Here is a 15490-nt window from a genome sequence, read left to right as displayed (position 1 = left end):
ACTCAGTATTTACAAATGAGAGGCATATGAAACTAGTAAAATTAAAAAAGCTTCCGTGAGGAAGCTGAGTAGTTACAAAATTAGTATTTAAGTTGTGAAAGAAAACGGATATAATGAAGTGGGATTTTTGACAGGTGAGAGGGGAGACGGAATTTGAAACAAGAAAGATCAATCGCGCTACCATTAGCAATTTCCATTATAGCCATTTCATTCGCAGCAGTTTTTGTAAAGATGTCCTCAGCACCATCTTCAATATTAAGTATGTATCGATTATGGATTATCGTGCTTATTATGCTGCCTATCGTTTGGAAAAAACGGGAAGAGTTTAGTAAGATTCAAATAAAAGATTGGGGATTTTTAATTGGATCTGGTTTCTTTTTAGCACTTCATTTTCTTTTGTGGTTTGAATCTTTAAAGCATACGACAGTTGCTAGTTCGACGATTATTTTAGCGCTTCAACCAATCGTATCTTTAGTTGGAGGTTTTTTCTTATTTAAAGAAAGAACAACATACTCAGCCATTGCGACAATGGGAATAGCGATACTAGGCGTAATGTGTATTGGGTGGGGAGATTTAGGGTTAAGTGAACAAGCAATTTATGGAGATATATTATCCTTTTTAAGTGTCCTAGCGGTTGTTGGTTATTTATTTATCGGGCAAACAACAGTAAAGAAAGTATCACACTGGATTTATAGCTTTACAGTCTTTGCATTCGCAGGTATTTTTATGGGGATTTATAATATAGTATTGCAAGTGCCTTTTACAGGTTATACGAAGTGGGATTGGACCGTTTTTCTTTTACTTGCGGTCGTGCCGACAGTGTCACACGTCATTAATAATTGGTTATTAAACTACGTAAATGCAACAACAATTTCAATGAGTATTTTAGGTGAACCAGTTGGAGCATCTATATTAGCGTTCTTCTTACTCGATGAAAGACTAAATGCCATGCAAATTATCGGTAGCATGCTCGTATTGTTTGGTGTATCTGTTTTCTTACTACAGCAACAAAAACGAACAGCAAAAAATGTAGTAAATGAGCCGGCGTATACACAGGAATTATAATGTTAGAGGAGAAAAGAGAAGTTGTGATACTTCTCTTTTTGTTTTACAGAAATATAGGGGTGGAAGGGAAGTTTAATGGAATTTCCATCAAAAAAAGATATATGGTTATATCCGATTTTTTTCGTTGTCATTGGAGCGTGTTTTGCTCCTCTATTTGCAGGAAAAGAGTATTTTCTTTTATTTTTTACAATTCCGTTAGCAATATTATTTATGTGGAGTTGGTTTTCGACAAAATACATCGTCGGAGAAGAAACAATTACAATTAGATCAGGTCTCGTTAAAAAAAGCATATTTATACGAGATATAAAACAAATTTCAAATACGAAAAATCCAATAGCTGCTCATGCATTGTCATTGGATCGACTTGAAATTGTTTACGGCGCACATAAAACAGAAGTTATTTCTCCTAAAGATAAAGACCAATTCATCAACCTTGTTACAAGTAAAAATTCACACATTGAAATCAAGTAAAAGAGTGGCTAGGAAGCCACTCTTTTACTTTGGGCTTGTCATATAAGGTTGTACATGAATAATACATAGGTCACGGAACTTTCCTTCAGTAGTTGTGACAATTACGACTGCTCTTCCGGCACTTTTTCCAGTAATCGTTACCGTATCACCTTTTGGATACATTGTGATAACATCAGCATTCATATTTGTCCAAATAAGTTCTTTATTCGTTGCTTGCACTGGTAAAACGGAGGCTGATAACTCAGTGCTTTGTCCAGTTCTTACTTTCAACTTATTTTTTTCCATATGAACACCAATGACTGAAATAACAGAAGGAGCGATTGAAATTTTAGGTGGATTAGGTTGTATGTTCAAACGAGACGCAGAAGTATTTGTAATAGGTGAAAATTTTCGTGTTTGTTGTTGCTGGAAAGCTGCTAACATGTTGGAGTCCCCTTCCTGTATAAGTGCTGATAGTACTACTATAAAGGACTAGTGTTATGTTTAATTTAACGAAACATAAAGAAATTGTTAAATTCGAGTAGAAGATTGTCGAACTTTCATAAAAAGAAAGCTCTGCTGATACGATAATAGCAGAGCTTTTCCTTTATAGATTATGACTATGTTGTTTTTCGAAATTCTCAAATTGCTCTTCAACTTCTTTTGAAGGTTGTGTTAGTAAACTAACAATTACGATGGCTAGTAAACTAATAGCGAAACCTGGAATCATTTCATATAAGAAATTTTTTAAGAATTCGAATTGAGTCCATATAATAACAGTAGCGGCACCAGAAATCATACCAGCAAGTGCGCCCCACTTCGTCATACGTTTCCAATATAAGCTTAATAAAATAGCAGGTCCGAATGAAGAACCGAAACCAGCCCAAGCGTATCCAACAAGAGCTAAAATCGTATCATTTTGTTTAAACGCTAATGCGCACCCAACTAATGCAATAACAAGTACAGCCATACGACCGACAAATACAAGCTCTTTATCAGAAGCAGAGCGTTTAAAGAAGGTACGATATAAGTCTTCGGTTATAGCACTAGAAGTAACGAGTAATTGAGATGAAATTGTACTCATAATAGCTGCTAAAATAGCTGCTAATAAAAATCCAGTAATAAGTGGGTGGAATAAAATTTTTCCTAGTTCAAGGAAAATTGTTTCTGGATTAGATAATGTTAACTCTTGTTGTGAGTAGTAAGCGATACCGATAAGACCAGTAAACATAGCTCCAACAACAGAGAAAATCATCCAGCTCATACCAATTCTTCGTGCGCTTTTAATCTCTTTTACAGAAGAAATCGCCATAAAGCGTACGATAATATGAGGTTGTCCAACATAACCAAGGCCCCATGCGAATAAGGAAATCATTCCTAAAGTAGAGGCACCTTTAAAAATATCTAGACGTGTTGGATCTACAGAACGAATTGTATCAAATGCAGGCCCAAGTCCGTTCGAATTCATAATTGTTACGATAGGAACAAGAATAAGAGCAATTACCATAATGATTCCTTGTACGAAGTCTGTCCAACTTACGGCTAAGAAACCACCAAATAATGTGTAAGCGACAACAACGCCAGCAACAATGAATAACCCAAAGTGGTAGTTCATACCAAATGAATTTTCAAATAATACAGCGCCTGAAACTAATCCTGAAGCTACATAAAAAGTAAAGAAAATCATAATAACAAGTCCGGATACTAAGCGTAGCATGTGAGATTTGTCGTGGAAGCGGTGTTCCAAAAATTCTGGGATAGTAATAGAGTTGTTTGCAATTTCAGAGTAGGTACGTAAGCGAGGAGCGACATAAAGCCAGTTTGCGTATGCGCCTAGTGTTAGGCCGATCGCAATCCAACTACTACTCAATCCAACGCTAAACATTGCACCGGGTAAGCCCATTAAAAGCCAACCACTCATATCGGATGCTCCAGCACTTAATGCTGTTACTGCGGGGCCTAGTGTACGCCCGCCAAGCATATAATCTGTTAAGTTGGACGTTCGTTTATAGGCGAAATAGCCAATGACTAACATCCCGAGCATGTAAATAGAGATTGAAGTTAAAGTTAACATCTGCGTACTCATGAAGTTCCCCTTCCTTTTGTCATGTCTTTTGATGCGTTATGCATATTTATAATCTATCATGATTATTCTGAAAAATCCATACAGAAATATGAATTTTCAGAAATGTAAGCGTTTTTTGATATCATTTTACTTTTTTAATATATAATATTCATACAAAAAACCTTATTTTTAATAGAGTATTTATTATATTTACATAAAAAGAGGTTGTTTTGTCAATATAATATTGAAAGGAGAGAAAAATAAATTTTTTTAAAAAGTATTGACTTATGAAAAAAGTAAGGTCTATAATGAGTGCAACTTAAAAAAATGCAAGCGTTGATGAAGAAGAGTACACATGATGAACATGTCAGAGAGCTGATGGTTGGTGCGAATCAGTATGGAATTGATGTGGAATGGGCTTCGGAGCTTCCAAACCGAAACGAAAGAAGTAGGCTTTGGCGACATGATCTCATCGATACAAGAGACACGTATTGTTTTTGATACGGTAAAGTGCGTTACATTCGTAACGAATTAAGGTGGCACCACGGGAGTACCCGTCCTTTCTATAGGATGAGTACTCCCTTTTTGTGTACAAAAAATTAAATAAATGAAATCGTTGAAGTAAGAAGAGTACGTATATTGGAGACGTTACAGAGAACCGGGGATAGGTGGGAGCCCGGTGCGGTGCCATATACGGAATGGGCTTACGAGAGGTATGCTGAACAATTATTTTCAGTAGGCAACCCGGGTTCCGCCGTTACAAGGATAAGGTATATATTTTGTACCTGAATAAAGCGGGATGCTTTTGCGTCCAACATGAGGTGGTACCACGGTAAATTTATCGTCCTCTACATATTTTCGATATGTAGGGGACTTTTTTATTTTTCAGATTGAGGTGAAAGGCATGATGACAAAAGAGGAATTTATGAAGCAAAAAGAACAGGGAAGAGCATTTTTAGTAATCGCTGAAGAAGAAGGAGATAGCATTACGCCAATTTCTTTATATAGACGTATGAAGGGAAAGAAAAAGTTTTTATTAGAAAGTTCGCAGCTTCATCAAGATAAAGGACGCTATTCTTACTTAGGATGTAATCCATATGGTGAAGTGAAAAGTGTTGGTACGGAAGTAGAACGAACGATTTACGGCCGGGCAGAAGAGTTGCAAGGTAACGTACTACAAGTGTTAGAAGAAGAAATCGCGTCAGCTCAAGTAGACAGTCCATTCCCATTTTGCGGAGGAGCAGTTGGTTATATTGGCTATGACGTCATTCGGCAACATGAAAACATTGGAGCAGATTTACACGATCCACTAAATATTCCAGAAGTACACCTTTTACTATATCGTGAGTTTATCGTGTATGACCATTTACGTCAAAAATTATCATTTGTATATGTATGCAGGGAAGATGATTCAGCAGATTATGAAGAAGTATATGAAAGATTGCAAGTATACAAAGAGGAAGTGCTGAGGGGAGAAGAAGCGGAAGTAACTGAAATAAAATCAACATTATCATTCACTTCTTCTATAACAGAAAAAGAATTTTGCGCGATGGTAGAAACGGCGAAAGAACATATAAGAGCCGGGGACATATTCCAAGTCGTACTGTCACAGCGTTTGCAAAGTGAATGTATTGGGGATCCATTCGCGTTATACCGAAAACTTCGAATTGCCAATTCGTCACCATATATGTTCTATATCGATTTTCAAGATTATGTTGTACTCGGTTCTTCGCCGGAAAGCTTGTTATCAGTTAGAGAAGATAAGGTGATGACGAATCCAATTGCGGGTACGAGGCCGAGAGGGAAAACGAAGGAGCAAGATGCGGAAATTGAAAAAGAACTGTTAGAAAATGAGAAAGAACGAGCGGAGCATATGATGCTTGTAGATCTTGGGCGAAATGATATTGGCAGAGTAAGTGAAATTGGATCCGTGACGATAGATAAATATATGAAAGTAGAAAAATACTCTCACGTTATGCACATTGTATCTGAAGTTTACGGAATATTGCGAAAAAGGATGAGTGGATTTGATGCATTAGCGTATTGCCTACCAGCAGGAACAGTGTCGGGAGCTCCGAAAATTAGAGCGATGGAAATTATAAATGAGCTAGAGAATGAAAAAAGAAATGTATACGCAGGTGCAGTTGGATACGTTAGTTTTTCAGGGAATCTTGATATGGCGCTCGCCATTCGAACAATGGTCGTAAAGGATGAAAAAGCATACGTTCAGGCAGGAGCGGGAATTGTTTATGATTCAGACCCAGTAGCTGAATATGAAGAAACGTTAAATAAAGCGAGAGCACTATTGGAGGTAATGAAATGATTGTACTAATTGATAATTACGATTCATTCACATATAACTTGTATCAACTGTTAGGTGAATGCGAGGAAGAAATTGTTGTCGTAAGAAATGATCAAATAACGATAGAACAGTTAGAAGGGATGAATCCAACAGGAATTGTGCTATCACCAGGACCAGGAAAACCAGAGGATGCTGGCATTTGTATCGAAGTGATTCGTCATTTTTATAAGAACGTTCCCATATTAGGTATTTGCCTTGGTCATCAAGCAATTATATCAGCATTTGGAGGAGACATTGTAAGAGCAGGACGCATTAAACACGGTAAAACATCACGTGTAAAACATAATGGAACTTCAATCTTTTCATATGTAACACAGCCATTAACGGCGATGCGCTACCATTCCCTTGGTGCAGCGCAAACGAGCTTGCCAGAGTGTTTTGACATACTAGCGACAGCGATGGACGATGGAGAAATTATGGCAGTTCGTCACAATTATTATCCGCTATTCGGATTACAGTTTCATCCGGAATCAATCGCGACAGAAGAAGGTGGAAAGTTAATACGTGCCTTTTTAACAGAAGTGAAGGAGGAAAGAGTATGAATAACTATCTTCGTAAATTAGTGGAGGGACAACATTTAACAGAAGAGGAGATGTATAGAGCAGGGCTTCTTTTATTAAATGAAAACATATTGGAGAGTGAAATTGCAGCTTTCTTAGTATTACTGAAAGCGAAAGGTGAAACAGCAGAAGAAATATATGGCCTTGTTCGAGCTCTTCGTGAAAAGGCATTACCGTTTTCGAACCATATACAAGGAGCGATGGACAATTGTGGGACGGGTGGTGACGGTGCCCAAACGTTTAATATTAGTACAACATCGGCATTTGTACTGGCAGGAGCTGGCGTAAAGGTTGCAAAACATGGTAATCGAGCTGTTTCTAGTAAAACAGGAAGTGCAGATTTATTAGAAGAACTCGGTGTAAATATTAGCAGTACGCCAAACGAAATTGATCATTTATTAGAGCATGTCGGCATCGCATTTTTATTTGCACCAGCGATGCATCCAGCATTAAGACGCATTATGAAAATAAGAAAAGAATTGAATGTGCCGACGATTTTTAACTTAATTGGTCCTTTAACAAATCCGGTAAATTTAGAAACACAATTTGTCGGCATTTATAAACGAGATATGTTACTACCAGTTGCACAAGTATTACAGAAACTAGGCAGAAAACAAGCGCTTGTCGTAAACGGAAGTGGATTTTTAGATGAAGCATCATTACAAGGAGAGAATCATGTTGTCATTTTAAAAGATAATGAAATAGTAGAAACGAGTATTGAACCTAAGAAATATGGTTTCTCAATAGTGAAAAACGAAGAGATTAGAGGCGGGGATTCGAAAGAAAATGCAAAGATTACGCTCGGAGTATTAAGCGGAGAAAAGAGTGTCTATCGTGATACTGTTTTATTAAATGCAGGTCTAGCCCTTTTTGCAAATGCAAAAGCAGAAACGATTGAAGAAGGAATTACACTAGCGGCATATAGCATTGATTCTGGAAAAGCATTAGCCAAACTAAACTTATTAATTGCAGCAAGTAATGAAAAATTAGAAAGGGTGAATTAACGTGGGGAAGATTTTAGATAAAATTGTAGACCAAAAGAAAAAGGAAGTTGCGGCATTATATGAAACGTATACACCATTAAAAGAAAGTAGAAAGACACTTTCACTTGTAGAAGCATTACAGCAGTTTACTGTCATTGCAGAAGTAAAGCGAGCATCACCATCAAAAGGAGATATTAATTTACACGTTGATGTACGAAAACAAGTGAAAATATATGAAGAATGCGGCGCAGGAGCAGTATCTGTTTTAACAGACGGTCAATTTTTTAAAGGATCGTTTCACGATTTACAAACGGCAAGAGCAGAAAGTAACATTCCGCTTTTATGTAAAGATTTCATAATTGATAAGATTCAAATTGATAGGGCGTATGAAGCTGGAGCAGATATTATTTTATTAATTGTAGCGGCGTTAACGAAAGAAAAATTAAAAGAGCTGTACAGCTACGTACTAGAAAAAGGATTAGAAGCAATTGTTGAAGTTCATGATGAGCAGGAATTAGAAATTGCAATTCAATTAAATCCGCACGTTATCGGTATTAACAACCGTAATTTAAAAACATTCGAAATCGATTTAAGCCAAACAGAAAAGCTTGGAAAACGATTAAACGAGGAGAAATTACTTTGGGTTAGTGAAAGTGGGATTCATTCAAAGGAAGATATTATCCGTGTTAAAAAAGCTGGAGCGAAAGGTGTATTAGTTGGAGAAGCACTTATGACATCATCTTCTATTCATACCTTTTTTGAAGATTGTAAGGTGAACATATGAAAGTGAAAATTTGCGGTATCACTGATGTTGAAACGGCAAAACGTGCTTGCGAATACGGAGCTGATGCACTCGGATTTGTTTTTGCAGAAAGTAAGCGGAAAATCACTCCAGTGCTAGCGAAAGAAATCATTCAGGAGCTTCCAACAAACGTGTTAAAGGTTGGTGTTTTCGTAAATGAATCAGTAGAAGTGATCGAGAAAATTGCAGATGATTGCGGGTTAACACATGTGCAACTACATGGAGATGAAGACAATCATCAAATCAGAAGATTGAATATTCCGTCTATAAAATCACTTGGGGTAACTTCAGAGAGTGATATGAAAAATGCTCAAACATATGAAACGGATTATATATTGTTTGATAGTCCGAAAGAAAAGTTTCACGGGGGAAATGGAAAGAAATTTTCATGGGAGTTACTCGCACATATGTCAAAAAAATTGCGAGAGAAAACGATATTAGCTGGTGGATTAAACGCTTTTAATATAGAAGAAGCGATTCGAACGATTCAGCCATACATGGTCGATGTAAGTAGCGGAGTGGAGACAGAAGGAAAGAAAGATCTAAAGAAAATAAAACAATTTATTATAAAAGCGAAGGAGTGTTCCAAATGAACTACGCATATCCAGATGAAAAAGGTCACTACGGTATATACGGAGGACGATACGTTCCAGAAACGTTAATGCAATCTGTATTAGAGCTAGAAGAAGCATATAAAGAAGCGATGCAAGATGAAGCGTTCCAAAAGGAATTAAATCATTATTTAAAAACGTACGTCGGAAGAGAAACACCGCTTTATTTCGCTGAAAATATGACGAAGTATTGCGGCGGTGCAAAGATTTATTTAAAACGTGAAGATTTGAACCATACAGGAGCTCATAAAATTAACAATACAATCGGTCAGGCACTTCTTGCAGTACGAATGGGCAAGAAAAAAGTTGTCGCTGAAACAGGAGCAGGACAACACGGAGTTGCAACAGCTACTGTATGTGCCCTACTCGGATTAGAATGCGTCATCTTTATGGGAGAAGAAGATGTGAGACGTCAAAAATTAAATGTGTTCCGAATGGAATTACTCGGAGCGAAAGTAGAAAGCGTAGCGGCAGGTAGCGGCACATTAAAAGATGCGGTAAACGAGGCGCTTCGCTACTGGGTTTCACATGTACACGATACACACTACATTATGGGATCCGTTCTTGGACCACATCCATTCCCGCAAATTGTTCGTGATTTCCAAAGTGTAATTGGGAAAGAAACGAAAAAACAATATGAAGCGTTAGAAGGGAAATTACCAGAGGCAGTCGTTGCATGTATTGGTGGTGGTAGTAATGCGATGGGCATGTTTTATCCGTTCGTACACGATGAAGAAGTCGCTCTTTACGGCGTAGAAGCAGCTGGGAAAGGTGTTCATACAGAAAAGCACGCAGCTACTTTAACGAAAGGAAGCGTTGGTGTTTTACACGGATCGATGATGTACCTTCTGCAAAATGAAGAAGGACAAATTCAAGAAGCGCATTCTATTTCAGCGGGACTCGATTATCCAGGTGTTGGGCCAGAACATAGCTTGCTAAAAGATATTGGACGCGTTTCTTATCATTCAATAACAGACGAAGAAGCGTTAGAAGCATTTCAATTATTAACGAAAAAAGAAGGGATTATTCCGGCGTTAGAAAGCTCACATGCTGTCGCATACGCATTAAAATTAGCGCCGCAAATGAAGAAAGACGAAGGGCTTGTCATTTGTTTATCTGGCCGCGGGGATAAAGATGTAGAGAGTATAAAACGTTATATGGAAGAGGTGTAAAAAATGGGAGTAGAAAAAATTAAAGCAGCGTTTGAAAATGGTAAGAAAGCATTTATTCCGTACGTAATGGGCGGAGATGGTGGCCTTGAAAAATTAAAAGAAAGAATTTGTTTTCTAGACGAAGCAGGAGCAAGTATCGTTGAAATCGGTATTCCGTTTTCAGATCCAGTCGCAGACGGTCCAACGATTCAAAGAGCAGGGAAACGAGCGCTAGATAGCGGTGTAACATTAAAAGGCATTTTTCAAGCATTAATAGAGGTAAGGAAAAAAGTACAAATTCCGTTTGTACTCATGACATATTTAAATCCAGTACTCGCATTCGGAAAAGAACGATTCATCGAAAACTGTATAGAAGCAGGTGTAGACGGTATGATCGTTCCGGATTTACCGTATGAAGAACAAAATATTATTGCCCCGTTACTTCGAGAGGCAAACATTGCGCTAATTCCACTCGTTACAGTAACGAGTCCAATTGAGCGAATTGAAAAAATTACGAGTGAATCAGAAGGGTTCGTTTACGCTGTTACAGTAGCGGGCGTAACAGGAGTACGTCAAAACTTTAAAGGTGAGATTCATAGTTACTTAGAAAAAGTAAAATCACATACACATTTACCGGTAGTAGCAGGGTTCGGTATTTCAACGAAGGAACATGTAGAAGAAATGATTACAATATGTGATGGAGTAGTCGTTGGAAGTAAAGTCATCGAGCTGTTAGAAAATGAAAAGCGAGAAGAAATATGTGAATTAATACAGGCAACAAAACAAAAAGAAGAGGCATAAGTCTCTTCTTTTTGTTTTACGTAATAAATGTTAAAATATACAGAAAATACATATAACTTAGAGGGTGAGAAAGCATGCTAAGACGGAAACTACTATATCTTCTTCTAACTGTACCATTATACGCTTGGCTTATTAGCATGACGAAAATAGAGGTGATGGCTCTATTTTTAGGATATGTATTCATCTTTTCCAACTTAAATCGCATTCAAGAGCAATCTATTTTAGAAATATGTATATTTTCGATTAGTATAGAACTATTTAGTATCGTTTCGATTGTATTATTAAACGAATTATTTCGCTGTATCCATTCATTTGAATTAATGAAATTTGGAAATGTTGTATTGCAAGTAATATGTGCTTATATTGTGTTTGTTGTATTAGACAAAATAGTTGGACAGCAGAGCGTTTTTCAGGATAAAAGAAAATGGGAGTGATTCAAAAAAGGAGCTAAATGGCTCCTTTTTTGAATCTGTAGTAAAAACAATTGAAAATTATGACATCTGTTATATAATAGTTAAAAATTGTATTTTTAATGAAAAGAGATGATAACATGGCCATATTGTTGGCGCTTATCCCAATTATGATGATTTTCATTTGTTTATTTTTATTTAAACAAACGTCATTAAGGTCCTCTTTAATTGCTTACGTTGTGTCTGTTGGAATCGTTTTACTCTCGCCAACGTTTCAACTAGGGATAAGTGAAACTGTGCACGCAACGATTAAAGGTTGGTTAATTTGTTTTATTGTCGGGTACGTGTTGTTTTTCGGTATTTTTTTATTTCACCTCATGAACAAAATGGGGTACATCGATCAAGTAGCACGTTTTCTAGAAGAAGTGACGCACGATCGTTTATTACAAATGCTCCTTATGTGTTTTGGTATTTGTCCGCTAATCGAATCAGTAAGTGGATTCGGAATTGGCTTCATGGTTGCAGCACCTATCTTTCTATCATTAGGCTATAAACCGTTTCAAGCTGTACTACTTTCATTTATTGGTTTACTAGCTAGTTCATGGGGCGCAATGGCAACTGGTACGATTATCGGTTCGCAGCTTATAAATATGCCGCTTACAATACTTGGCACGAATACGGCACTACTAAGCATTCCGATGTTTGCTTATTTCGTCATCCTTTCTTTACACGTTGTTGGTGGTTGGCAGGCTGTTATTGAAAAGTGGAAAGAAGGATTCAGTTTCTTTCTATTATTTTCTCTCGGAATTTATCTTTCTAACGCATACGTAAGTGTTGAACTAGCAGGTATATTAAGTTCTATCGTTACAATTGCATTTGGTTTTCTTATCATTAAATTAAAAGGAAAAAGTGAGCAAAATTTAATGACAGAACATGCTGCGGCAACGGAGAGAGAAGTATCTATTATAAAAATTATTAGCCCTTATATATTCCTAACAGTTTGTATTTTACTTTCTCGCCTCGTACCAGCATTACATGATGTATCCAGGTCATATGCCGTTCTTGATTTGAAATCATACTCTTATAAACTGGAGCTACTATATTCACCAGGATTTTGGCTCGGTATGACTTGCTTATTTACTATTATTTTCTTCCGCATTCCATCTCATATTATTAAACAATCACTCTTGCAAACGATAAAACAATGGATTCCTTTTGCGATTACAACGACAATGTTTATCGCCATTTCAGAACTAATGGGTGCATCTGGCATGCATTCATTACTGGCAAAAACAGCTGGTGAAACATTTGGCACATTTTTCGTTTTCGTTGCGCCGTTTATCGGCGGAATCGGTGGCTTTTTAACAGGTAGTAACGCAGGATCAAATGCGATGTTCATAAAACTACAAATGCAAACTGCGCAAAACGTAGCACTTCCGTGGCAATACGTTACAACACTGCAAAACACCGCATCATCAGTAGCGACAATCGCTTGCCCGTCACGGATTACGTTAGGTGCTTATTTATGTAATATACCGTATCGTGAAAATGAACTATTAAAGAAGACGACGTTAATGATTTTGGGTGCGGTGTTACTTGTGGTGGTAGAGGTTATTTTTTGGTATCTGTTGAGAAAATAAGAAATCCTCCTGAGAAAGGAGGATTTTCTTTTTATATGGATAATGCCTTAAGTATGAAAAGCTTCTACTAAATGAATAGGAGATGAAATGTATGCCCCTAAAAAACTACGGCGTGTTAAAAGGTACAGTTATACAATCAAAGATTGGAAAAGGGAAAACACCTCATTATCAAGTTCATTTACAAGGCGAAGCAGGAGTAGATTATCGTATTGCAATTAACGTGAAATCGCAAAGTTATCCGTCAGAGGTTTTATATTTTGCGAGTACCGATATTCGGTCAGAGGCGATTCACATTTTACCGACATTACCATTCGGTTTTACAGAAGTTAAAAACAATGAGCCGAAAATAGCTTTAGACTACGTAAGAGGTAATGTATTTGATTCGAAGCAAATGATTCCTTTACCAGCTGAAAAAGCAGGAGTGGATAATGATTTAAATGAAAAAATAGAGCGTTATATAAAACGAGCGATAGAAGAAAAAGCAATTATTTATGCGTTCGGTGAAAGATGGGGACCAGAAGAAAATACACCTGATTCTTACTTTCATTTCGAGCCAGGAAACGGTATACACGATATTCATATGAATCAAGGGAATGTAGAGAAATGGAAAGGTGATAATGGTATATGGCAAGACGGGGGGAATACTTATTCACTTTGAAAAGGAAGAAGAATGGATCGGTATCTTTCTTGCCTTCCAATCACAGTCATGGTGTACTGATGAAGAAGGACATGCTCGTGTTCCGGTTGAGCATTGTGATTATAAGGGAAATAAATGATGAGAGGAGGGCGTTCAAAACGAACGCCCTCCTCTTATTTTATAAAACCCAAAACTAACAAGTGTAGAAATACAAGAGAACAGCAGAGCCACACTAGAAAACGCAATGAGGTACATATTATACTTCATCACTTTTCCAATGAGCTGGTTACTGTCGTACTGAAATAGTCCTGCTATTATGTTGAATAAAAATAATACGATAAACATGACGATAACACCGTCTATTGACCCTTTAATATCTGGTTTACTTAAAGCGATATGTGCAGAAATACAAATGGCGATAAATAAAAATAACCAAAAAGAAGGATTTAATAAATTACTTATTGTAAATAAGCTTTTCAATAATACAAACGTCGATAAAAGCATGTTTTGAACCATTTCTATATTAATAGAAGTAGAAGCGATTGTTTTTTCGAGGGTTGTATTAAATAAGAAATATGAATTTGGTACGAAATAGCGCATTAAAAGGATTAACGCAGTAATACCGGAAATAATAGGACCGATTCCAATAAAGAAGTTCCCAATTCGTTGATATACACTTTTTTGATTGTATTGATGTTGTACGTAGCCTAAAGCACCTTGGCTTGTATCTGTTGGGAAAAACTGCGTTGCTACAATTTTATGACGAAATAGTACACACATAATGGCATGTCCAAGTTCATGAATAGGAACACCAATCCACGCCGTTAAAAGGAATCCTTTTCTTCCGAAAGCCCTTGACCAATACATGCGTGTGAGAGATTCTAAATAACCTAATAGAAATCCAATTACAATGATAACGCCAATTAAAGAAAATAATTGGATTAAGCTTGTAAGGAGTATTTGAAAAATTGAGTTTACTAATTCCATTGCCAGTCATCCAATCTGTTAAAAATGTTATTTGTTCTGTTTCATAATAGCATTATTTTTCAAGATTGCTAGCACATATATTTTCATTTGAAAGAAGGATTTCATAATCTTTTTCTTGTAGTCATGTTTTATGTACAAAGTCATATATTGAATTTGTAACACCCTATATGGTATCTGCTTAAGGGGGGGGAATGCGATAATGAAATGTCCGGCGTGTCATACGGAAAATACAGCAGAGGCAAAATTTTGTGGGAATTGTGGACATTCGTTGACGGAGGAAGGTGAGCAACAAGCACGCGTAGCACCAGCAGAGGAAACTCGATCAAATGAAACGGTAGAGCAAGCGAAGCGGTTTGCAAGTGGCTACTTTCAGTTTTTTAAACACGCATTACAAGCACCGACAGCTATTATGAAAAGTGGCAAGGTTGAAGTACGAAATGGAATTGTAAGTCTTGTTCTTATTTGTTTTTTAGGGGCATGTATTTTTTATAGAATGATGAGTGCTGCAGCAGCTGTTACGAAAACATTTGCACCAGATATATCTACCCCTACATTCTTTTTGGACTCTGTAACGGTCTTTTTATTTTTACTCATTTTAACTTTATTTGTCGGATTTATTATTTTTGTCAGTGGGAAGATGATGAAATCATCTTTTTCGTTTCTTGAAGTATTTGGAATATGGGGAACGATAGCAACTCCGGTAATTGCTATATTAGTGCTTTCTTTTCTGTTTAGCTTTTTATTAATCTTTTTCTTACCAATTTTATTAGGGCTGGCTACAACATATATGGGAATTAGTATAATTGTAGCTACAGTAAAACTAGATAACGGTGGATTAGATCTTGTTTACACTCTTTTTATCGCAAATATTTTCATTGGAATTGCAACATTCATTGTACTGTGGTCTTACATTAGCACGATAATTCAAACCTTTACACAGGGATTAAAGGGCCTCTAAAGAAAAGG

The 15490-nt window shown here is 36.8% G+C and carries 15 protein-coding genes, 1 pseudogene and 2 other annotated features; of the genes and pseudogenes, 13 read left to right on the top strand and 3 right to left on the bottom strand.

All coding sequences use genetic code 11. The features are described 5' to 3' along the window. Positions 1–153 precede the first annotated feature (153 nt). Positions 154–1065, top strand: coding sequence for a DMT family transporter (locus JDS99_RS15945; RefSeq protein ID WP_199695344.1), 912 nt, complete (start codon positions 154–156; stop codon positions 1063–1065). A gap of 75 nt (positions 1066–1140) precedes the next feature. Then, entirely contained in the window at positions 1141–1536 is a 396-nt protein-coding gene (locus JDS99_RS15940; RefSeq protein WP_088608363.1) for a PH domain-containing protein, read from the top strand. 24 nt (positions 1537–1560) lie between these two features. Here the strand turns inward: JDS99_RS15940 and JDS99_RS15935 are convergent, their stop codons facing one another. Both JDS99_RS15935 and putP read right to left on the bottom strand, forming a co-directional pair. Continuing rightward, complete coding sequence (locus JDS99_RS15935; protein WP_199695343.1) at positions 1561–1959, bottom strand: Ig-like domain-containing protein; 399 nt, start codon at positions 1957–1959, stop codon at positions 1561–1563. Between the two features lie 163 nt (positions 1960–2122). Continuing rightward, positions 2123–3601 (bottom strand): sodium/proline symporter PutP, encoded by a 1479-nt coding sequence (putP, locus tag JDS99_RS15930; protein WP_199695342.1) that lies wholly within the window; start codon positions 3599–3601, stop codon positions 2123–2125. A gap of 306 nt (positions 3602–3907) precedes the next feature. Then, positions 3908–4145: a binding site (T-box leader), on the top strand. 42 nt (positions 4146–4187) lie between these two features. Beyond that, positions 4188–4432: a binding site (T-box leader), on the top strand. A gap of 52 nt (positions 4433–4484) precedes the next feature. Here putP and trpE point away from each other — a divergent pair. The 10 genes and pseudogenes from trpE (at position 4485) to JDS99_RS15880 (ending at position 13676) form a co-directional block, all read left to right on the top strand. Next, positions 4485–5903, top strand: a complete 1419-nt coding sequence (trpE, locus tag JDS99_RS15925; RefSeq protein ID WP_199695341.1) for an anthranilate synthase component I — start codon at positions 4485–4487, stop codon at positions 5901–5903. Further along, positions 5900–6484: an anthranilate synthase component II gene (locus tag JDS99_RS15920; RefSeq protein WP_199695340.1), complete on the top strand. Its 585-nt coding sequence runs from the start codon at positions 5900–5902 to the stop codon at positions 6482–6484. The genes trpE and JDS99_RS15920 overlap by 4 nt, the downstream gene beginning before the upstream one ends. Next, entirely contained in the window at positions 6481–7506 is a 1026-nt protein-coding gene (trpD, locus tag JDS99_RS15915) for an anthranilate phosphoribosyltransferase (RefSeq protein ID WP_199695339.1), read from the top strand. Before JDS99_RS15920 ends, trpD begins: the two co-directional genes overlap by 4 nt. Position 7507: 1 nt before the next feature. Then, complete coding sequence (gene trpC, locus JDS99_RS15910; RefSeq protein ID WP_199695338.1) at positions 7508–8269, top strand: indole-3-glycerol phosphate synthase TrpC; 762 nt, start codon at positions 7508–7510, stop codon at positions 8267–8269. Then, positions 8266–8880 carry a phosphoribosylanthranilate isomerase gene (locus JDS99_RS15905; protein ID WP_098857337.1) on the top strand — a complete coding sequence of 205 codons (615 nt, stop codon included), beginning with the start codon at positions 8266–8268 and terminating at the stop codon, positions 8878–8880. The genes trpC and JDS99_RS15905 overlap by 4 nt, the downstream gene beginning before the upstream one ends. After that, the gene (gene trpB, locus JDS99_RS15900; protein WP_048561488.1) at positions 8877–10070 is read left to right on the top strand and encodes a tryptophan synthase subunit beta; all 1194 of its coding nucleotides are present in this window, start codon (positions 8877–8879) and stop codon (positions 10068–10070) included. The genes JDS99_RS15905 and trpB overlap by 4 nt, the downstream gene beginning before the upstream one ends. Before the next feature lie 3 nt (positions 10071–10073). Further along, positions 10074–10850, top strand: coding sequence for a tryptophan synthase subunit alpha (gene trpA / locus JDS99_RS15895; RefSeq protein ID WP_048545100.1), 777 nt, complete (start codon positions 10074–10076; stop codon positions 10848–10850). Positions 10851–10924: 74 nt separating this feature from the next. Next, complete coding sequence (locus tag JDS99_RS15890; protein ID WP_199695337.1) at positions 10925–11284, top strand: DUF4029 domain-containing protein; 360 nt, start codon at positions 10925–10927, stop codon at positions 11282–11284. 116 nt (positions 11285–11400) lie between these two features. Beyond that, complete coding sequence (locus JDS99_RS15885) at positions 11401–12900, top strand: L-lactate permease (protein WP_199695336.1); 1500 nt, start codon at positions 11401–11403, stop codon at positions 12898–12900. A 91-nt stretch (positions 12901–12991) separates the two neighbouring features. Further along, positions 12992–13676, top strand: a pseudogene (locus JDS99_RS15880) (DUF2278 family protein). A 14-nt stretch (positions 13677–13690) separates the two neighbouring features. On the opposite strand, the gene JDS99_RS15875 reads toward JDS99_RS15880, so the two are convergent. After that, complete coding sequence (locus JDS99_RS15875; RefSeq protein ID WP_199695335.1) at positions 13691–14524, bottom strand: hypothetical protein; 834 nt, start codon at positions 14522–14524, stop codon at positions 13691–13693. A gap of 199 nt (positions 14525–14723) precedes the next feature. On the opposite strand from JDS99_RS15875, the gene JDS99_RS15870 reads away from it, so the two are divergent. Next, complete coding sequence (locus JDS99_RS15870) at positions 14724–15482, top strand: zinc ribbon domain-containing protein (RefSeq protein ID WP_199695334.1); 759 nt, start codon at positions 14724–14726, stop codon at positions 15480–15482. Positions 15483–15490: the final 8 nt, after the last annotated feature.

The sequence above is a fragment of the Bacillus cereus group sp. N6 genome (genome assembly GCF_016483705.1).
In the GTDB taxonomy this organism is placed as follows: domain Bacteria; phylum Bacillota; class Bacilli; order Bacillales; family Bacillaceae_G; genus Bacillus_A; species Bacillus_A wiedmannii.
The sequence above is the reverse complement of the archived record's forward strand: the minus strand, read 5'-3'. Positions and strand labels throughout refer to the sequence as shown.